Annotated in this window: 17 protein-coding genes; 6 read left to right on the top strand and 11 right to left on the bottom strand. The window is 31.0% G+C overall.

The window, feature by feature from the left end; genetic code table 11:
• Positions 1–29: 29 nt before the first annotated feature.
• From hisA to IEV63_RS03145, 6 genes are all read right to left on the bottom strand, one after another.
• A complete protein-coding gene (gene hisA / locus IEV63_RS03170; protein ID WP_188405309.1) occupies positions 30–755 on the bottom strand; it encodes a 1-(5-phosphoribosyl)-5-[(5-phosphoribosylamino)methylideneamino]imidazole-4-carboxamide isomerase in 726 nt (241 codons plus the stop codon).
• A gap of 168 nt (positions 756–923) precedes the next feature.
• Positions 924–3,188, bottom strand: a complete 2,265-nt coding sequence (locus tag IEV63_RS03165) for an aconitate hydratase (RefSeq protein ID WP_188405308.1) — start codon at positions 3,186–3,188, stop codon at positions 924–926.
• Between the two features lie 252 nt (positions 3,189–3,440).
• Positions 3,441–4,394 carry an AAA family ATPase gene (locus tag IEV63_RS03160; protein ID WP_188405307.1) on the bottom strand — a complete coding sequence of 318 codons (954 nt, stop codon included), beginning with the start codon at positions 4,392–4,394 and terminating at the stop codon, positions 3,441–3,443.
• 8 nt (positions 4,395–4,402) lie between these two features.
• Positions 4,403–5,851, bottom strand: a complete 1,449-nt coding sequence (locus tag IEV63_RS03155; RefSeq protein ID WP_229737162.1) for a peptidylprolyl isomerase — start codon at positions 5,849–5,851, stop codon at positions 4,403–4,405.
• Positions 5,832–6,695 (bottom strand): hypothetical protein, encoded by an 864-nt coding sequence (locus tag IEV63_RS03150; RefSeq protein ID WP_188405306.1) that lies wholly within the window; start codon positions 6,693–6,695, stop codon positions 5,832–5,834. Before IEV63_RS03150 ends, IEV63_RS03155 begins: the two co-directional genes overlap by 20 nt.
• Positions 6,688–8,631, bottom strand: coding sequence for a peptidylprolyl isomerase (locus IEV63_RS03145; RefSeq protein WP_188405305.1), 1,944 nt, complete (start codon positions 8,629–8,631; stop codon positions 6,688–6,690). The genes IEV63_RS03150 and IEV63_RS03145 overlap by 8 nt, the downstream gene beginning before the upstream one ends.
• A gap of 129 nt (positions 8,632–8,760) precedes the next feature.
• Here IEV63_RS03145 and IEV63_RS03140 point away from each other — a divergent pair, with 129 nt between their 5' ends.
• Positions 8,761–9,195: an SRPBCC family protein gene (locus tag IEV63_RS03140; protein WP_188405304.1), complete on the top strand. Its 435-nt coding sequence runs from the start codon at positions 8,761–8,763 to the stop codon at positions 9,193–9,195.
• A 121-nt stretch (positions 9,196–9,316) separates the two neighbouring features.
• On the top strand, positions 9,317–9,856 hold the full coding sequence (locus tag IEV63_RS03135; RefSeq protein WP_188405303.1) for an OmpH/Skp family outer membrane protein: 540 nt from the start codon (positions 9,317–9,319) through the stop codon (positions 9,854–9,856).
• A 35-nt stretch (positions 9,857–9,891) separates the two neighbouring features.
• Here IEV63_RS03135 and IEV63_RS03130 read toward each other — a convergent pair whose 3' ends face one another.
• Positions 9,892–10,497 carry an acyl carrier protein phosphodiesterase gene (locus IEV63_RS03130; RefSeq protein ID WP_188405302.1) on the bottom strand — a complete coding sequence of 202 codons (606 nt, stop codon included), beginning with the start codon at positions 10,495–10,497 and terminating at the stop codon, positions 9,892–9,894.
• An 89-nt stretch (positions 10,498–10,586) separates the two neighbouring features.
• On the opposite strand from IEV63_RS03130, the gene glmM reads away from it, so the two are divergent.
• A complete protein-coding gene (gene glmM / locus IEV63_RS03125; RefSeq protein ID WP_188405301.1) occupies positions 10,587–11,969 on the top strand; it encodes a phosphoglucosamine mutase in 1,383 nt (460 codons plus the stop codon).
• Between the two features lie 261 nt (positions 11,970–12,230).
• On the opposite strand, the gene IEV63_RS03120 is transcribed toward glmM, so the two are convergent.
• Together IEV63_RS03120 and IEV63_RS03115 are read right to left on the bottom strand one after the other, a co-directional pair.
• Positions 12,231–13,202 (bottom strand): PepSY-like domain-containing protein, encoded by a 972-nt coding sequence (locus IEV63_RS03120; protein ID WP_188405300.1) that lies wholly within the window; start codon positions 13,200–13,202, stop codon positions 12,231–12,233.
• 58 nt (positions 13,203–13,260) lie between these two features.
• Positions 13,261–14,289, bottom strand: coding sequence for a hypothetical protein (locus IEV63_RS03115; RefSeq protein ID WP_188405299.1), 1,029 nt, complete (start codon positions 14,287–14,289; stop codon positions 13,261–13,263).
• A 180-nt stretch (positions 14,290–14,469) separates the two neighbouring features.
• Between IEV63_RS03115 and IEV63_RS03110 the strand changes: the two genes are divergently transcribed.
• From IEV63_RS03110 to IEV63_RS03100, 3 genes are read left to right on the top strand one after another with little or no spacing between them, the layout of a single operon-like run.
• Entirely contained in the window at positions 14,470–14,988 is a 519-nt protein-coding gene (locus tag IEV63_RS03110) for an RNA polymerase sigma factor (RefSeq protein WP_188405298.1), read from the top strand.
• Positions 14,989–15,028: 40 nt separating this feature from the next.
• Positions 15,029–15,919: a FecR family protein gene (locus IEV63_RS03105; protein ID WP_188405297.1), complete on the top strand. Its 891-nt coding sequence runs from the start codon at positions 15,029–15,031 to the stop codon at positions 15,917–15,919.
• Entirely contained in the window at positions 15,906–18,419 is a 2,514-nt protein-coding gene (locus tag IEV63_RS03100) for a TonB-dependent receptor plug domain-containing protein (protein WP_188405296.1), read from the top strand. Before IEV63_RS03105 ends, IEV63_RS03100 begins: the two co-directional genes overlap by 14 nt.
• On the opposite strand, the gene IEV63_RS03095 is transcribed toward IEV63_RS03100, so the two are convergent.
• The gene (locus tag IEV63_RS03095; protein ID WP_188405295.1) at positions 18,416–19,828 is read right to left on the bottom strand and encodes an ArnT family glycosyltransferase; all 1,413 of its coding nucleotides are present in this window, start codon (positions 19,826–19,828) and stop codon (positions 18,416–18,418) included. The genes IEV63_RS03100 and IEV63_RS03095 overlap by 4 nt on opposite strands.
• Positions 19,825–20,562, bottom strand: coding sequence for a glycosyltransferase (locus IEV63_RS03090; protein WP_188405294.1), 738 nt, complete (start codon positions 20,560–20,562; stop codon positions 19,825–19,827). Before IEV63_RS03090 ends, IEV63_RS03095 begins: the two co-directional genes overlap by 4 nt.
• Positions 20,563–20,572 lie beyond the last annotated feature (10 nt).

Raw genomic sequence — 20,572 nt, 5'->3', positions numbered from 1 at the left:
TTCTAGATTGTTTTCTCACTTCTAATTTCTCATTTCCCAACAATAAATGCTTCAATTTGTTTTAAACTAATTCTATTTTCATAAATAGCTTTACCAAGAATTACTCCTTCACAACCCATTTCTTGAAGTTTTGGAAATTCATCTATCGTTGAAATTCCACCAGATGCAATTAATTTTATATTTGGTAAATGCAGAAGTATTTTCTGATACAATTCAACTGATGGTCCTTTAAGCATTCCGTCTTTCGAAATATCGGTACAAATTACGTAAGCTGCTCCTTTTTGATGATATTCTTCAATAAAAGGAATTACATCTAATTCACTTTCTTCTTGCCAACCGCTCACGGCAATTTTTTCGTCTTTGCAATCGGCACCAAGAATTATTTTATCACTTCCATATTGCTTTAACCAACTTTCGAAAACAGATGGTTTTTTTACAGCAATGCTACCACCAGTAATTTGATTTGCACCCGAATTAAATGCAATTTGTAAGTCTTTATCTGTTTTTAAACCTCCACCAAAATCAATACTTAAATTAGTTTTTGATGCAATTTTTTCTAAAATTTTATAGTTAACAATGTGGTTTGATTTCGCTCCATCTAAATCGACTAGATGTAGATATTCAATTCCAGCAGCTTCAAATGATTTAGCCACTTCAATCGGATCTTCATTATAAATTTTTTTGGTATTGTAGTCGCCTTTAGTTAAACGAACACATTTACCTTCAATAATATCTATAGCGGGAATGATTCTCATTAAGTATAATATTCAGTTATTAAAATGTCAAAATTATTGATTATAATTGGTAAGCCTGCTCATGTGTACAGGAATTAAGCATCAATTTAACACATTCATTTTTGTTCAGTACTAAATAAAAAAGCCACTTCAAAAATGAAGCGGCTTTAATAAACTTTTAAAAAGGTTTTACTTATTCATTTTTTTAATCATATTTAAAGCAGATCCTTCTTTAAACCAACCAATTTGTGTTTCGTTGTAAGTATGGTTTGCTTTAATAGTGTCTTTAGAACCGTCTTTGTGTTCAATTTCGATGGTTAAAGGCTTATCTTCTGCGAAATTTTCTAAATCAATAAAGTTGAATGTATCATCTTCTTGAATTAAATCATAATCGTTTTCATTTTGAAAAGTAATTCCTAACATACCTTGTTTCTTCAAGTTTGTTTCGTGAATTCTTGCAAAAGATTTTACTAAAACCACGCGAACACCAAGGTGTCTAGGTTCCATTGCTGCATGCTCACGAGATGAACCTTCTCCATAATTATGATCGCCAACTACTACAGTAGGAATTCCTTCAGCTTTATATTGACGTTGTGTTTTAGGCACGGCATCATATTCGCCTGTAATTTGGCTTTTCACAAAATTAGTTTGTTTATTAAAAGCATTAACAGCCCCAATTAAACAGTTATCTGAAATATTATCTAAGTGACCACGGTATTTTAACCAAGGTCCAGCCATAGAGATATGATCTGTAGTACATTTTCCGTGCGCTTTTATCAAGAGTTTGGCACCCATTAAGTTTTTACCATCCCAAGGATCGAATGGCTCAAGAAGTTGTAAACGATTAGAATCTTCTGCAACTTTAATATTTACTTTACTACCATCTTTTACAGGCTCAACATATCCATTATCTTTTACATCGAAACCTAGTGGTGGTAATTCAATACCCTTTGGTGGGTCTAACTTTACTTCTTCGCCATCTTCATTAATTAAAGTATCGTTCATTGGGTCGAAATCCAATCTACCAGAGATTGCAATAGCAGCAACCATTTCTGGTGAACCTACAAAAGCGTGTGTATTTGGATTTCCATCGGCACGTTTAGAAAAATTTCGGTTGAATGAATGTACAATGGTATTTTTCTCATCTCCTTTTCGGTCGCTTCTGTCCCACTGTCCAATACATGGCCCGCATGCGTTGGTAAACAATGTAGCACCTAAATCTTCGAATACTTTTAATAAACCATCGCGTTCTGCCGTAAAACGAATTTGTTCTGAACCAGGGTTAATTCCAAAATCTGATTTAGGCTTTAATTTTTTATCGACAGCTTGTTGAGCAATTGAAGCTGCTCTGGTTAAATCTTCGTAAGAAGAATTGGTACACGAACCGATTAAACCCCAATCTACTTTAATTGGCCAATCGTTTTTCTTTGCTTTCTCGCCTAGTTCTCCAACAGGAGTTGCTAAATCTGGCGTAAAGGGTCCATTTAAGTGGGGACGCAATGTAGACAAATCAATTTCGATTACTTGGTCAAAATATTTGTGGGGTTCGTTGTATACTTCAGGATCTCCAGTTAGGTGTTCTCTAATTTTATTAGCTTCATCAGCAATGTCATTTCGATCAGTTGCTCTTAAAAAACGCTCCATAGAATCGTCGTAACCAAAAGTTGAAGTAGTTGCTCCAATTTCAGCACCCATATTACAGATTGTACCTTTTCCAGTACAAGACAAATTTTTAGCACCTTCACCAAAATATTCTACTATACAACCAGTTCCACCTTTAACAGTAAGAATTTGGGCCACTTTTAAAATAACATCTTTTGCAGCAGTCCAACCTTGTGGATCTCCTGTTAGTTTTACACCTATTAGTTTTGGGAATTTTAATTCCCATGGCATACCAGCCATTACGTCTACCGCATCAGCTCCACCGACACCAACAGCAACCATACCTAATCCACCTGCATTAACCGTGTGAGAATCGGTACCTATCATCATTCCACCAGGAAATGCATAATTTTCTAATACTACTTGGTGAATGATTCCTGCTCCTGGTTTCCAAAAACCAATACCGTATTTATTTGAAACCGATTCTAAAAAGTCAAAAACTTCGTTTGATGTTTCGTTAGCACGTTGTAAATCTTTTGCAGCACCTTGTTTTGCTTGAATTAAGTGATCGCAGTGAACAGTTGTAGGAACAGCCACTTTATCTTTACCAGCTTGCATAAATTGCAAAAGAGCCATTTGAGCAGTGGCGTCTTGACAAGCGATACGATCTGGGGCAAAGTTTACATAGTCTTTTCCTCTTTCAAGTATTTTGGAAGGATTTCCATCCCACAAATGAGAGTAAAGAATTTTTTCAGAAAGTGTAAGTGGTGTTCCGACAATTTCTCGTGCTTTATTAACACGCTCATCCATGTCTTGATACACCTTTTTAATCATATCAATATCAAATGCCATATTATTTTGTTTTTATCGTAATTGCTCACAAAAATACAAAATAAGTAGCATTTTTAAAACATCTCTAAAATTATCATAAAAACTAGGAAATAATAAATAAGAAGCTTTATTTTTTTAAATAAATTAATGAATCATCATTTTAAATTCTATATTTTGCGAAATTGATATTTTATTAGACTAGACTGAAGTATCGCTCATAAAAAGAAATGTAATTTAGAGTGGTTTTATATAATTTGCTTAAAACTTTGAATGTTAAAGTAATTTATCGAGTATGTTTTCTATACTCAATCCTTCGGCTTCGGCTTTATAATTTTTTAAAACGCGGTGTCTTAAAATTCCAATTGCCACTGCTTTTACATCTTCTATATCTGGTGAATATTTTCCATTTAAAGCCGCATGTGTTTTTGCTCCAATTATAAGGTTTTGAGAAGCTCTTGGCCCTGCTCCCCAGTCTACAAATTCCTTTACAATTTCAGTTGCGCTAGATTCATTTGGACGGGTTTTTGCAACTAAACCTACTGCATACTCTATTACATTATCGGCTACTGGGATTCTTCGAATTAGTTTTTGATAGTCTATAATTTCTTGAGCTTTAAACAAGGCATCTATCTGGTAGTCCTTATCTTGTGTTGTTGCTTTTACCACATTAACTTCTTCTTGAAAACTCGGATAAGTGAGTTGTACAGCAAACATAAAGCGGTCTAATTGTGCTTCGGGCAATGGATAAGTTCCTTCTTGCTCTATTGGATTTTGAGTTGCTAAAACAAAATAAGGTTTTTGTAAGGTATAATTATTTCCACCAACAGTAACCGATTTTTCTTGCATGGCTTCTAAAAGAGCTGCCTGCGTTTTGGGTGGTGTACGGTTAATTTCGTCTGCCAAAACAATGTTGGCAAATATAGGTCCTTTTAAAAATTTAAAGTTTCTGTTTTCGTCTAATATTTCTGAACCAACAATATCGCTGGGCATTAAATCTGGTGTAAATTGAATTCGCTTAAAGTCTAAACCCAAAGCTTTTGACAAGGTGTTTACCAATAAGGTTTTAGCTAAACCAGGAACGCCAATTAGTAAGGCGTGACCACCTGAAAAAATTGCGTTTAAAACTTGGTCTATCACCAATTCTTGACCTACTATAACTTTGGCAATTTCAGTTTTTAAGGCTTTATTTTTTTGGACTAACTCATCTATTTTGGCAACGTCTTCCATATCTTATTTTATAAGTTTTGCATCCACTCTTTAACAAACTCGCAATTTTTGTAGTCGGCATTAATTTTAATATACGTGTCTTTTACCTTTATTCTTTTCCAACGTTCAATTTCTTTAACTTGCTTTTGCTTTAGTGCAAGTTCCTTTATTCTAGGGTAATCTTTAGTAAAATCTGCTTTATGCTCGTCAATTTTTTTAGTAACTGTTAATATTTTAAAACTAACTTTACCCGTTCGGTCTTCGTCTTGAATTACTCTAGAAGTCTCACCTTCATTTAAATTGTATATTCTAGAATACAATTCAGTATCCATTTTAGCGAGTTCAAAACGTTTGTCGCCTGTAGCATTATTTATTAACTGACCGCCATTTTGCTTAGTTTCCTTTTCGTTGGAGAATGATCTAGCGGCATCAGCAAAACTTAGTTCATCATTATCTAAAGATTTCTTTATTTTTTCTGCTTTAGTTTTTGCTTCTTCAATAGCTTCTCTAGTAACTTCTGGGTACAATAATATATGACGAACATCGACCTGTTGACCTCTAATTTTTTCGACCATTAATATATGGTAGCCAAATTCTGTTTTAAATGGTTTACTTATTTCACCTTCATTTAAGCTAAAAGCGGCATCTTTAAATTCTTTTACAAATTGATCTTTGCGCGTAAGCGTGTATTTACCACCGCTTTTACTAGAACCTTCGTCTTGAGAATAAATTACAGCCTTGGCGGTAAACGATGCTCCTTCTTCTAAAATTTCAGTACGCATTTCGTTAAGTCTAGCTACTACTTCTTCAATCTGCTTTTCTCCAATTTGGGGCTCGATTACAATTTGAGCAACTTCTACTTCATCTCCAAAAAAAGGAATTTCATCTTCAGGAATCGATTCAAAAAAATTACGGGTTTCTTCGGGAGTTACTTCAATTCCATCGACCACACTGCCTTGCATTTCTTCAGCTAAAGCTCTTTCTAAATTCCGTTCAAAAAGTTCTTGCTGTATTTCGTCCATATCGTCTTTTCCATAAAACTCTAACAAGCGTTCTTCGCTTCCTACTTGTTCTACAATTCCTGCAATTTGTTGTTGAGTTCTAGACATGATCATTTCTTCAGAAACAATTATACTATCTTGTAAGGCATGGTGAGCAAATAGTTTGTTTTCCATAAGTCGCTCTAACATTTTACAAGAAGTAATTTCCGAAGCTGGCAAATTTTGCTGTTTAGCATCAATTTGTAATTTTTGTATATCACTTTCAATGATTAAATATTCACCAACAACTGCAGCAACTCCATCTATTTTTAATCGAACCTTATTGCTTTTTGCTTCAACTTTTAATTCAATTTGTTCAATTGAGTCTTGGTCTTTTATTAAGTTATCTTTCTCGTCTACAATAACCTGCGAAACAACATTTATACTGGAAAGTAGTAAAATAAAACAGGTTAATACTTTAGTAAATTTTGTATTCATTATTTTGAATGGCATCATTAATTATATCTTTTTCTATTTGTTTATTAAGTTCTAGTTTTTTCTTATTCTCTAAAATCTGTTGAATGGTAGGGGCTAAATAAGACATGGGTGGCACTTGGTTTTGCTTTTTAATGTCTTTAATAAAAAGCATATAAGTATGTAACGAATCAGTAAATATTTCGATTTTTTGTTTTGTACTTATGTTTGCTAAATCTGCCAAACTACTTTTAATTGAAGGAAGTTTTTTTTGAATATCTACTAGCCTAACCCAGACGCTATCGTTTAAATTGAAATTTTTAAACTCAAGACGCTTATCTTCTAAAAACTCTTGATCTTTAGTTGTAAAACTTTCAAATTTAGTTTTTATTACATTTTTGTCCTTTAAATCAGATTGAAATGCTAAATATCTTATTTGAAGTAATGTTTCTTTTAATTTAAAATTTTCTTTTTTGGCTTTGTAGTAGGCTTCAATTTTAGCTGTATCATAATTTAATTCGTAATTTTTTTCAATTAAAGCATCTTTATAAGCATTTATATATAACTGTTGCCTATATTCTTTTGCCATTTCATCATACTTCGCTTGTTGTTCTTTCGGCAAGTTAAATTTAGCTTTTTCTAGCATGATTTGTGTTAATGCCCATTCATTTAAATATCGTTTTACGGCTGCTAAACTATCTTCTTTAGTGCTTAAATCTGAAGAAAACTTTGGTAAATCTTCTTCAAATAAATACTTATTACCCACTTTAGCTACCGCTGTTTGGGTATTTTCACTTTCAAAATAATCGCATGAAGCAACTACCAAAATTGAAAAGATAAATAAGATGTATGAAGGGGTTTTATTCAAATTCTTTTCTTAATCTATTTAATTCTTTTTGATTAACTTCTAACTCAAATTTAGTTAACAAACCTTCTAACCATTGGGCTTCGAGCTGATTTTGATAACTTGAAATTACTCTTCCTTTTACTTCATCGTAATCTAGTTGTCGAACAGGATTTACAGAAAAAATATTGTAAATCACAAATTGACCGTTGTGTTTATAGATTTTTGAAACACCATTGTTCAATTTTAATTTATCTGAAATAGCAGGTGAATGTACAGCCTTTACATCTTTTTCTTGAAAAATTACATCTTCAATTTCGTTTGCTTTTAATGAAAAATCTTCCGTATCACTTACTTTTTTGAGAAATTTCCTTGCTTCTTTCTTTTTTGAAAAACTTGCAATTTCTAATTCGATTGTTTCCTTGCTTTTAAATTCATCTTTGTTTGCCTTATAATATTCTTTTAAAGCAATACTATCATTTTTGGCTGGGTTCCAAATTGTTCTTTCCATTACTTCATAAAGCAACAAACCATTTTTATACTCTTGTATGGTTAAAGCAAATTCTTGGTCAATTTCGGGTAATCGCTTTTTATGGTATTCTACTAATTTACCATATACAAATTGATTGGCTAAATCTTGAACAATGGCTTTTTTACTTGCATTGGTTTTGGCTGCACGTTGCTGCTTTTCTACATATTTAGCTAGGTCTAGCCAAGAATGAGATTCATCTTCGATTTGTAAAAAGATATTATTTGGAATCTGTTCATCTTCAGGTAATTGCCACTGACTTTTTAAGATATCTTCTGTTGCAATGTAAACGATATAAGAAACCGCTTCGTTATTTTTTGAAACTGAATAAAGCTGTTCTATATTTTCTTGTATTCGATTGTTTAAAAGCTTGGAACGTTCACTTGTTTTAATACGTTTTTTTAAAAACTCACGTTGCTCTTCAAAAGAATCTAAAGCTTCTGTGCTAATGCGTTTAACAATGTGCCATCCAAATCGAGTTTGAAAGGGTTCGGATACTGCTCCATCTTGTTGTAAAGCAAAAGCTTTTTCTTCAAAAACAGGAGAGTTTAAGTTTCCTAACTCAAATACTGGCATTATTCCACCATTCTCTGCTGTGTTTTCGTCTTGACTAAATTGTTTGGCTAAATCTTTAAAGTCGCTTCCATTATTGAGTTTTTTATATATTTCATTAATGTGTTGTTCTGGTGTTTTAAGGGTATCGCTTTGCTGCATTCTTACCATAATATGTGCAACTTGAAGCTTTCCTGTAGATTTACGCTCATCTGTTTTTTGAATTATATGATACCCAAATCTTGTTTTTACCGGATCTGATATTTCACCTACATTTAAATTATATGCAGCATTTTCGAATGGATATACCATTTTAAAAGCTTTAAACCATCCAATGTTGCCTCCGTTGGTTTTAGCAGAAGGATCGTCGGAATATTCTTGAGCTAATGCTTCAAAGTCAGCTCCATTTTGTAATTTTAGTTTAATTTCTTTAGCAGTTTCTAGTGCTTTTGCTTTTTCTTCATCGGTAGCATTATCACTAGCGTTTATTAAGATATGCCTGGCTTTTACTTCGTTTACCAAACGCTGATAAGTTTCTTCTATCATTTGTTCGGTAACTTTACCATTGGCAATATAATTGTCTGCTAATTGCTTGTAATATTTTTTATATTCTTTTAGAAAAATAGAATCTTGATCTAATTTTTGATCTAAGGCAGCTTCGAGCTTAAGTTGGTAATTTTTAAACAATTCAAAATAATCGTCAACAGTCATTTTATCTTCTTCATCTAAAATAGATGCATTTTTGGTATACACATTTTTAAATTCGGAAGAATAAACTTTACGATTGTTTACTTTCATAACAACGCCTTCTTCAAAGCTATCTTGAGCAAATAGGCTTAATGAAAAAATTAATAATGCGAACGAAAAAAACGATTTCATCTTAAATATTTTTTAGAACCCCAAAAGTAACAAAAATGAAGACGTATACAATGTTTAAGTTTTTATAAAAAAGAAGATTAGAAAAGCTTAGTGTTTAATTTTATTTTTCTTTGTAAGCTAAATTCTGTTATGAAATATACTACGCAAATAGACATTGACCTTCCTTTAAAAAAAGTAATTGCAATTTTTGAAGACAGTAGCAAATTAAGCTGTTGGCAGCGAGGTTTACAAAGTACTAAACTCATATATGGAAAAAATGGTGAAGTTGGAGCTAAACGAAAATTAAAAATAAATCTAGAAGGTCAACGCATTACCATGTTTGAAACCATCGTCGATAAAAAATTGCCACATTATTGGCATGGTTTATACACAGGTAAAGGCTTTACAAGCATTCAAAAAAACTATTTTAATGAAATTGAACAAGGAAAAACCCATTGGAAATGCGAAAGCGAATTTAAGTTTACAGGATTTATGGTGCTAATTAGCAAAATTTTACCTGAAATTTTTAAGAAAAGATCTAACGCAGTAATGAAAGATTTTAAAGCTTTCGCTGAACAAATATAAAGGTGAAAAAGGTCTTGTTTATAAACGGTTTTAGATTAATTAGTAAGGAGATAGCGGTTTTAAATGATAAAATGTTTCATCATACCATTTAAAATCTTTTAATTTGCAAAAAATTATAATAATGAAGAATATATTTTTAGGCTTTTTTGTGTTGTTATTTTCAATAAGCTTTGCACAATCTAAAGTAGGAACAATCAATACCGATGTAATTTTATCGCAAATGCCAGAATTGGAAAGTGTTGATGCTGAAATGAAAAAATACGGAGCTGAATTAGACCAAAAGTTGCGTGATAAATATGCAGAGTACCAAAAGTTAGTTACTGAGTTCAATGAAAAAGAAGAAGAGATGAACGATGTAATTAAAAAATTTAAAACTAACGAGCTTGCAGATTTAGAAGAAGAAATCCAAAATATGCAACAGGGTTCTCAACAAAAATTGCGTACAAAACAAGATGAATTGCTTAGACCATTGTATACTAAAATTGGTAATGCCTTAGAAGTAATTGTTGAAGATGAAAGCTTTACGCAAATTTTTAATGAAGGAAATAATTTAATTTATATTTCTCCTGAATACGATGTTACCAAAAAAGTAATGAAATTACTCGGATTAGATACTTCCAAATTAGAGCAGGATGCTGCTGCAAACGAAGGTGATAATTAAAAAATAATCAAACAAAATATCAAAAAAGCTGTACTTTATAAGTGCAGCTTTTTTTGTTGATATGCTTCAATTAATGTTTGGGTGTAAGTACGTAATTCTTCAAAAAAATCTACAAAGTACTTTTTTAAATCGGTGTAGTTATGTTTGAGTGTAAGAATGCTGTTTTCCAAACCTGGCTTAGCAGCTGTACGCTTATTCATTTGATACAAAATATGCTGAATACCATCTAAATTTTGGTAATTGTTAAGCCAATTATGCCTTACCATGATAGGAAATATTTTTTGAACAGCTAATGGAAGTTCGCTTAATTTAGACTTTAAAATCTTATAGAAATCTTCTACAAAAATAGTAAGGTTTTGTTGGTGGTAGGAAGACCAATGATGTGCTAAAAAATAATCGAAAAGCACATCGGTAATAACGCCACTGTAATGGCTAAATTCACTAAAAAAAAAGCTCCTAGACTTTCTAACCAGTGTATGTGTATCTGTAAAACGATCTATTTTACGATGCAAAAAAACACCAAAGGCAATATCATCAGAAAATTGTTCATTGGGATTGCCTTTCACAAAATCGCCAATAAAGTTTCCTACTTTAAAATCGGGATTATTTCCTGATAAATAGATATGTGCCAAGTAATTCATAGCTTACAAACTTAAATTATAAAAAGTGAATTCAATAATGTTTTATACTAATTATTAGAAAGCTTATCTTAGCTAAAAATTAACCAAATATGACACTAATAAAATCTATTTCTGGAATCCGTGGAACCATAGGCGGTAAACCAAGCGAAAACCTGACTCCATTAGATGCCGTAAAATTTGCAGCAGCATATGGAACTTGGCTAAAAAGTGAATATCAACAAGACAATACCTTGAAAGTTGTTGTAGGAAGAGATGCAAGAATTTCTGGCGAAATGATTCAAAATTTAGTAACCTACACCTTAGTCGGCATGGGTATTCATGTAATCGATTTAGGCTTATCTACTACTCCAACTGTAGAAATGGCTGTTCCTAATGAAGCAGCGCAGGGTGGTATTATTTTAACAGCAAGCCATAATCCAAAAGAATGGAATGCTTTAAAACTCCTTAACCATAAAGGTGAATTTTTGAACGCTGAACAAGGAAAAACAATTTTAAAATATGTTGAAAGTGATAACTTTACGTTTACAGATATAGATAACCTAGGTAAAATATTTACAAACACTGCTTACATTGATTTTCACATTGAAAAAGTTTTAGCTCATCCATTGGTTGAAGTAGAACTAATTAAAAAAGCGAAATTGAAAGTTGTTTTTGATGGTGTAAATTCTACTGGTGGAATTAGCATACCACCCCTATTAAAAGCATTGGGTGTTGAAACTGTAAAATTATATTGTGAACCTACAGGGATTTTTCCGCATAATCCTGAGCCATTAGAAAAACACTTAACTGAACTTTCTAAACAGGTTGTAAGTCACCAAGCAGATTTAGGAGTTACCGTAGATCCAGATGTTGATCGTTTGGCTTTTATGGATGAAAATGGTAAAATGTTTGGAGAAGAATATACTTTGGTAAGCGTTGCAGATTATGTATTAAGTAAAGAAAAAGGAAATACTGTAAGTAACTTATCAAGTTCTAGAGCTTTAAAAGATGTAACCGAAAAACATGGTGGCACTTACTATGCAAGCGCCGTTGGCGAAGTAAATGTAGTGGCTAAAATGAAAGAAGTGAATGCTGTTATTGGTGGTGAAGGAAACGGAGGAATTATAGATCCTAAATTGCATTATGGTCGAGATAGTTTAGTTGGTTTAGCTTTGTTTTTAAGCTTATTAGCCGAAAAAAAGCTTAAAGTATCTGAATTGAGAGCAAGCTACCCAGCTTATTTTATGGCTAAAGAAAAAATAGAATTAACTTCCGAAATAAACGTTGATGGAATTTTAGAGAAAATGGCCAAAAAATACAGTCAGGAAGAAGTAACAACAATCGATGGAGTTAAAATTGATTTTGCTACTAGTTGGGTGCATTTACGAAAATCGAATACAGAACCAATTATTCGTGTATATACCGAAGCACAATCTCAGCGTGAAGCTTCCGATTTAGCACAAAAAATAATTTCAGAAATTCATTCACTTTAATTTTTTGTTTCAATTGAAATATCCTGATAAACTTAAATGATGATTCGTGGTGCTTTATTTAAAAAACTGTCGTTTACAGCTTTTTTTGAGAGATGTATTAAGAAGAGTTTTTATCAATATTTCTAGCTCATGAAAACGATTTATCTAAGTTATTGGTTTAAAAATATTAAAGAATAAACTTATAAAAAAACCGTTTCAAAAAATTTGAAACGGTTTTTTTATAACTCAATTAAGTTTGATTGCTATTCTTTAAAAGTGTTATTAGTCTATTAAATCGACATATACTTTTATAGCATTTTTAATTTCTGAAGCTAAGGCATTATTTCCATCAGGATCTATCGGGCTTATTTCGATCACACCATCTCCATTAGCATCGGTAGCTGCATCGAAATTAACCGCATTAACTACACTAATTAAATCGAACTGAAAAGTAATTTCATTATTGTTTTCGTTCGTAATAACAAGGTTCTGCCCTGCATCTTCATAATCTACTTCAAAATCTTCACTAAAGGTATGATAAAATTCGAACGGCAAACCGTTTAGTGTACCAGTCATTAACATAGATTTTTGGAATAAAGGGCTGCTAGGATTGTTATTTCGCTCCATTTCGAATTCTACTTCTTCGTATTCTGCTACTGGAATATCAACTTCGGTTATACTAGTTTGATTAGATGACACGTTAATTTCGAAGGGTCCAAAAATTTTATAATCATCATCGTCATCTCCACTATCATCTCCGTCATCATCGTTTAAATCACAACCGTCGTCATCAAAATCTACAGCAAATAACTCAAAGTTTTCGGTAAAATATAGCTCTGTACCACTTTGCAATTCTACTTCGTACAAATAAGGATCTTCGTCGTCATCTTCCATTTCTGCTTTACAAAAAGCATCGTTTGGGTAATTTTCAGTTACATAATTTTGTATTTCTTGGGGTAGAGCATTAAATGCAATATGGTCATCGTCTATATTTGGTGAAGATATTCCTTGTCCAAATCCATCTGCAAATTCAAATTCAATTCTAGAAATATTCACCCAAAATTCATCGATTTGTAAATTAGCATTTTTGGCTTGTGGTCTATCTGATGTGTTTGAATTGGTAATCGCAGAAACCTTAATTGCTATTTCAGATGTATCGTAATTAACATTGTTCTGAGATGCATCATCGTTCGATGAACATGAAAATAAACTTGCGACGATTAAAATTCCAGTAATCTTTTTTAAAAATTTCATTTTTAGTTGTTTTTAAATTTATTAGTAAAACATTTTAAAGTTAGGCTACCCTACTTTTTTATTCAAGTTTTTCAAAAATTAATTGATCTTGGTCATCGCTAAGGCTAATTTGGTTGTTATTACCAAACTCTTCTACTACCCAATCTTCGATTAATTCTTCAAGTGCAGCATCTTCAAAACTTAAAACGAGCTTAATTTGGTTAGTGTGTTCTTCTATTTGCCAAGTTCCATTTGAGTTAGTTTGATTTTCCGTATTTAGAACCAAGATTGTAGCATCTGCATTAAAAGTAAACCTAAATTGGTCTACTTCGTCTGTTTCGTCTTCACCGTCTTCAAATAAATTGAAAACAAAAAAACTTTCATCCATTAAAAATTCATCAAGTTGACTAACAGGTGTAGATGGAACATATAGATTTGGTTCAAAACATTGGTTTGCTAATGCATTAAAGGTATTTTCTAAATCGGCAACAGAATTAATTTCGGTATTTTGTCCATTTATATTTAATTTTAAAGGATATGTAAATTGAAAAAAACCATTTTGTTCTCTTAAAAATTGCAAGAAATTATAAAATTGTGCTTGATTATTAACAATACGGGTTGTGCTGTTTTCATCGGAAGAACTAAATGAATTTAGTTCAATAGGATATGTAAAATGTATGCAATTAATTTCTGAACTTTCAGTAGAATTAGCTATTAAGGCTTCAAATTCATTGAAATTTTGAAGAGTGATTTTTTCGAAATTTACCAGAGAAACTTCCAACGGAAATGAAAAATCTACCCCATAAAAAGTCAAGTTTTCATTTTCTAAATAATTAATAACAGACTGATAATCATCTTCTTCAATCAAGTTAAAACTTTGGTTATTAATTTGAATAGTGTATGGAAATTCGATTTTTACAGCACTACTAGCATCAATGAAGTTATCTTTTGTTGTTTCATTTTGTAAACTTCGCTGTAAAAAAGAACCTAATAAACTAGATGAAGATATAGTTGTCGTACTATCATAATCAAATTCAAAATCATCATTTTGGCATCCTAAAATTAAAAAGATGATAAAAGCTGAAAAAATCAAGTATTTTTGTTTCATAAGTACAATTGTATATTCATTTTACATGAAAAACATCTTAGAAAGCTAATTGGTAGCAAAGGTAGATAATTTTCAAAGGTTTTAATAAGTAATTATTTTACATATAACAGTTGAAAAAGCAATAACCCTAAAAGTAGGGTAAAATATAGTTCAACTGTTTTACAAATAAGCTAGCAGAATATGAATCGAGATTTAGTTACAGAAGTTTGCGAAGAACGTATTTACAATAAAGTGTATGAAGAATATGCAGAACCGATATTTCATCATTTTTATTACAAATTTGGCAATGTGGAATGGGCAGAAGAAGTGGTACAAGAAAGTTTTATTAAATTATGGAAAAAGTGCAAAGATGTACCTTATGCAAAGGCCAAGTCTTTTTTATACACCGTTTCTAACAATTGGTTAATTAACAAGCATCACCACCAAAAAGTGAAATTAAAGTATAAAAATCAGTACAGTAAAACTAACGAAAATAACCAATCTCCAGAATTTTTATTAGAAGAGAAAGAATTTAAAAAGCGATTATTAAGCGCCATCGAAAATCTAAATCCGAAGCAACGAAGTGTTTTTTTGCTGCATAGAATTAATGGGAAAAGCTATAAAGAGATTGCACAAATTGAAAACATTGGCCTTAAGGCTGTTGAAAAAAGAATGAGTTTAGCATTACAACATTTACGAAAACACATTAAAGAAATTTAGACACCAACTCATTTGAAGTTCTTAAATTAAAAAATATTGAATGATGAAAGAAAAATTACAATTATCAAAATGGATAAACGGGCAATTAAGTGAAGATGAAGCGAAAAACATACCCGACCTTGCTTTGTTTAAAAAAATAAAAGATTATAGTGCAGATTTGCAAACTCCTAGCTACAATAAAGAAAAAGTTAAGCAACGCATTAATTCAGCTAAAAAAAATAAAAGCAATTTATCGATATACATAAAGGTTGCAGCTAGTATTGCTTTAATTCTAGGTATTGGCTCCAGCCTTTTTTTTATGGGTAATTCTTCCATCAATACTAAAAATAGTCTTAGTAATATAATTTTACCCGATCAATCTAACGTACATATACAGGGCAAAGCAAGCCTAAGTTATAATTCTTACTTTTGGTTTTTAAATCGTGTAGTCGAACTCCGTGGTAAAGCTTTTTTTGAAGTTGAAAAAGGCAAAAAATTTACTGTAAACACACAACACGGAAAAATAGAAGTACTTGGTACTAAGTTTAGTGTAGAAAGTGACTCGACAAATTTTAAGGTAATGTGTTTTGAAGGTGAAGTTGCTGTGTATTTCGATAATCAAAAAAAAGTGTTACAACCCAATAAATCGGTTGAGATTGATTTGGTAAATAAGAAAATTAATCAAAAAAACTTTAATTACAATCAACCCATATGGATAAATGATGAAGTTAAGTTTAATGCTATAGCTTTACAGGATTTAATAAGCTTAATTTCAGAACAGTTTTCTATAGAAGTTGATTATTCTACTTTGCAAAATCCTTCTGCATTTACGGGAACTTTAGTTTTTAATAATTTACAAGAAAGTCTTTCTGTAATTGCTTCAACTTATTCTATAGATATCAAACAAATCAACAAGAATAATTATATTTTTGTTGATAATGAAATGCAATAAATTAAACATCTTTTTAGCTTTAAGTTTGTTTAGCTTACTGAGCTTTTCGCAAACTCAATTTAAAAATGGAATTGAGCTACTGCAGTATGTGGAAAGCAAATACAAGGTAAATTTTAATTATTTACCCGAAGAAGTTAAGCAAATTCAAGTTTCATTTACGTTGAATGAAAAAGATGATCTTTCGTCCATTTTGCATCAAATTTATTTGCATACTAATTTAAAATACGAAAATTACAGAGCTAATTATTACAACCTAAGTTTACAAAAGTATAGTTACTGTTTAGAATTTATCGATTTTAGCTCAAACCAATCACTTCCCCAACTTCAATTTTTAGTCAACCATCAGGAAAGCTACCAAAGCAATCAATATGGCAAAGTATTTATAACAGATAATGCAAAAATTACCCATTTAAGTTTGCAAGATTTTAAGTACACCCTAGTTGAAGACTTTTCTCCTTTACCAAAAAGTGCTACCTGCCAAAAAGTACTTATAATGCCAGTTGAAAAACTAAAAGAAGTAATTATAACCGATTACTTAACAACTGGAATACGTATAGAAAACGACTTGGCCATTAGCATTAAACCAAACCAAATGGAAAGCCTTCCTGGACTTGTACAACCTGATGCTTTTCATAGTTTACAATACATCCCTGGAATTTTAAGCACAACCGAAAGCATAGCCGAAATTAATACGCGTGGGGGCACGCACGATCAAAACTTAATCTTATGGAATGGCGTTAGAATGTATCAAACAGGACATTTTTTTGGAATGATTTCTGCTTTAAATTCGTTTGCTCCTAACGAAATTAAGGTTTATAAAAATGGAAGTTCTGCCAAGTACAATGAAGGTCTATCTTCTGTTATGGATATTAAAACTTTTAGTGAATTTGATGCAAAAAATTCAAATACAATTCATGCAAATATGTTAGGCACTAGCATAGCAACAAGCCAACAAATAAATAACAAATGGAAGATTGATGCAGCAATGCGAGTTTCTTTTACTAACGAACTTACATCACCTACTTACCTTCAGTTTTCTGAACGGGTTTTTCAGAATACTGATGTTGTAAATACAATTCAAGAAGACATTAAAACAAGCGATGTAGATTTCTTTTTTCAAGACTTATCGGTAAATGTACAGTACAAAGCAACAGAAAAAGATGTATTAAGGGCTGGATTGTTAGGTTTTCAAAACCAATTGGATTTTGATGAAGTAAATCGAACTACCAACGAGCGAGCAGCAAACTTATTAAGTCAAGAAAGTTATTTAGCCATGCTTAATTGGGAAAGAAATTGGAATAAGAAAAACAAAAGTGAAATACAAATTTCAGGATCATTTTATAACCTAGAAGGCTTTAATTCTTCAATAATTTCAAGTCAATCTATAGAGCAAAAGAATGAAATTATCGATTTTAAAATAAGTTACCTACACCAATTACAATTTTCAGAAAAACAAAGTTTATTAATTGGTTATGATTTTCAAGAGATTGGGGTAACTAACCAAAATCGAGTAGTATTTCCTTCTATTTTTCAATTGGATAAAAAAGTAGTACAAATCCATTCTTTATTTGCTGAATGGAAGCAAAAAAGCTTTGGTAATAAGCTCCAGAACCAAATTGGCTTACGTACAAATTATTACAGTAGAATAGATGAAGTGGTTTTTGAACCGAGATTAAATATAATATATCAACTCAATAACCAACACCAACTTTTGTTGCTTGGAGAGCAAAAACACCAAAGTATAAGCCAATTAATCGAACAACAGCAAGATTTTTTTGGAGTAGATCAACGAAGATGGTCTTTAAATAACAAGGATGATTTTCAGTTGGCTAAAAGCCAACAAATAGAATTAGGTTGGCAGTATTCAGATCGAGGTTGGCTGCTACAGTCGCAAGTATATTACAAAATGGTAGAAGGATTTAATTCTAAAAGTCAAGGATTTCAAAATCAATTAGAATTCGCAAATATTTTAGGATCCTATACTACGTATGGATGGGAAAGTTTACTTCAAAAAAAATGGAAACAAATTCGGTTATGGACCAATTTTTCTTTGAGTAAAAACGATTATAATTTTAGAAATTTTTCACCCTCAGTTTTTCCGAATAATTTTGAATTAAGTTTCGCTAATGCAACAGGAATTAGCTACCAATACAAGCAATTTTCGATTTCTATGGCAGGCCGTTTTCATACTGGCAGACCTTTTACAACTGTAAATGAAAACAACCCAATTGTAAATATAGATGTAAACCCGCAAATTCAGTATAATATGCCAAATCAAGAAAATTTACCCACTTATTTTCAGGTAAATGCTTCGGTTGATTATAATATGAATTTAAAAAAATCAAATTTAAAATTTGGGGCAAGTGTAATGAATGTTTTTAATAGAAGAACTGCTTTAAATGAATTTTATGAATTAGACAATACATCCACAATCATATTGACTAGAAGGTTAACCAATTTAGGTTTTACTCCTAATTTTTTTGCTACTTTTTATTTTTAATTATGAGTAATAAACTTATATAAAACCGATTGATTCGATTCTTCTATTTTTTGAAAATTTGAAAGATCTAAGTTCTTTTGTCTCTTCAATATTTTTTTTCTAACCAACAATAAAAAGTCTTCATCTGGATAATTTTTAGTTTTAAAGTCATTAGCAGAAATGACGTTAATATTTCCTTGGCTATAAAATTGGCTAGAGTAAGTTTTCTCTTGTAAATAAAAGAGCTTTTTATCTATATTATTTTTAACCAAGTACTTATCAGAATTTGCATAAGTTTTAAATAAACTGAAGTTTAATGCCACTATACCTAATAAAAATGCTAACAAAGGAAGTGAAAAGGCTATACTGATATTTGTTTTGGATTTTGAAAAGTATTTCCAGAAGTGAACAACTAGAAGAGCTAAAGGTAATGTGCAAGGCAACATATATGTATGAATCAAGCTTTTTGAAGAAGTAAAGAACAAAGGTGTCCACACCAACCAAAGTACTAAATACAACACATATTTTTTAGAAGAAACACGTTTTATAATTGTTTTTAATTTAAACCTTTTCAAACTTCTGAACAACAAAAAAGCTATCCAAGGTAGACTAAATAAAATTAAAAATAACCAAATAATGCCCATAGGTTGTTGTTTTGCAAAACCATATTTATCTCCGTCCCAACTAGCGTCTACAAATCGCTTTAAATGTTCACCTACAATAAAGTAATCTATAAAGCCTGGAGTAGCTTTTTCAGCTAAATAATACCAAGGAACTGCTATCAAAAATGTAATTAAAATACCACTTAAAATTGGTATTTTTTTCCAAAGTGATTTCCATTGGTTGAACCACAACACCCAGAGAAATAAAACTGGTAATGTGAGTACAAAAACAATGGGACCTTTTGCTAACAAACCTAAGCCAAAACCTATAAAAATTAAAAAACCCCAATATGTTTTTTTAGAAAAGGTAATTTGTTTATAAAACCCAACCATTACTAAACATATAGAAAATAATAAGGTCATATCTGTTGAAACTACACCTGCGTGTAACAAAAATTGAGGTAAAGTAAACAAAACTAATCCTAAAATTAGTTTTTCGTTTTTTGAATAAATTAGTTTTGAGAGCACTAGCCATATCAATAAACTCAACAAAAATGAAGGAAAACGAACAGCAAATTCGTTAACACCAAATACATGAAAACTAAGTGCATTTAGCCATATAGATAAAGGTGGCTTAGCCCAAAATGGAACACCATAATCAATCTGTGGAATTATCCAATTACCTGTTTCAAACATAATTCTTGCAATTTCTGCATAGCGTGCTTCAGTTTTATCCATTAATGGAAGTATGGCATTTAAAAATAATCGTATAACTATAATAATAATTATGGTTATGGAGTATTGATTTTTTTTCAAGAATTTATTCATTTTGCATACTGTTTTTTTATTTTGTGTAAATCATACCAAACTTTTAAAGAGTAAGTAATACTTATTTTTGAGCCACTACAGTCTGCCCATCGTTTTAAAGGAATTTCTTTAATATTCTTCTTTATAAGAGCTATTGAATATTTTTCTTTAAGTTTAAAAAATATCTCTACATCAAATAACCATTTAGATATAAAAGTATCTTTAAAAACGATTTGAGCAGTAGCCTTTGAAAAAACCTTACAACCGCATTGCGTATCGTAAACGCTCAGCTCTAAAGAATGAGAAATAGCAGTAGCAATAACTCTTCCAAGCAAATGCCTGTATAGTTTTCTATTAATTTCATTATCTAATTTCTTAATTCTTGAGCCAAATACTAATAATATATCATTCTTAACTTTTTTACTTAGTTCTAAACATTCATCTAATGATGTTGCTAAATCAGCATCTAAAAAAGCAATTTTATTAACTTTATCTTTTGTGTGTAAAACATGTAAAACTCCTGCTCTTACGGCATTGCCTTTTCCTTGGTTTGTAGGTAAATTAATAAGTTCAACTTGTTTTGCAAATTGGCTTTGTAAATTTTTTAATATTTTAAAAGTTCTATCTTTTGAACCATCATTTACAAATACTAGTAAAGCTTCTTTTAATGCATCTTTTATTAAAAAATCTTTATATAAACTAAAAGGAAAACGATCAGCTTCATTATAACAAGGAATTACAATTGCCAAATGCATATTTAAAATA

Source organism: Psychroflexus salis, from assembly GCF_014640175.1.
GTDB classification, from domain to species: Bacteria; Bacteroidota; Bacteroidia; order Flavobacteriales; family Flavobacteriaceae; genus Psychroflexus; species Psychroflexus salis.
The sequence above is the reverse complement of the archived record's forward strand: the minus strand, read 5'-3'. Positions and strand labels throughout refer to the sequence as shown.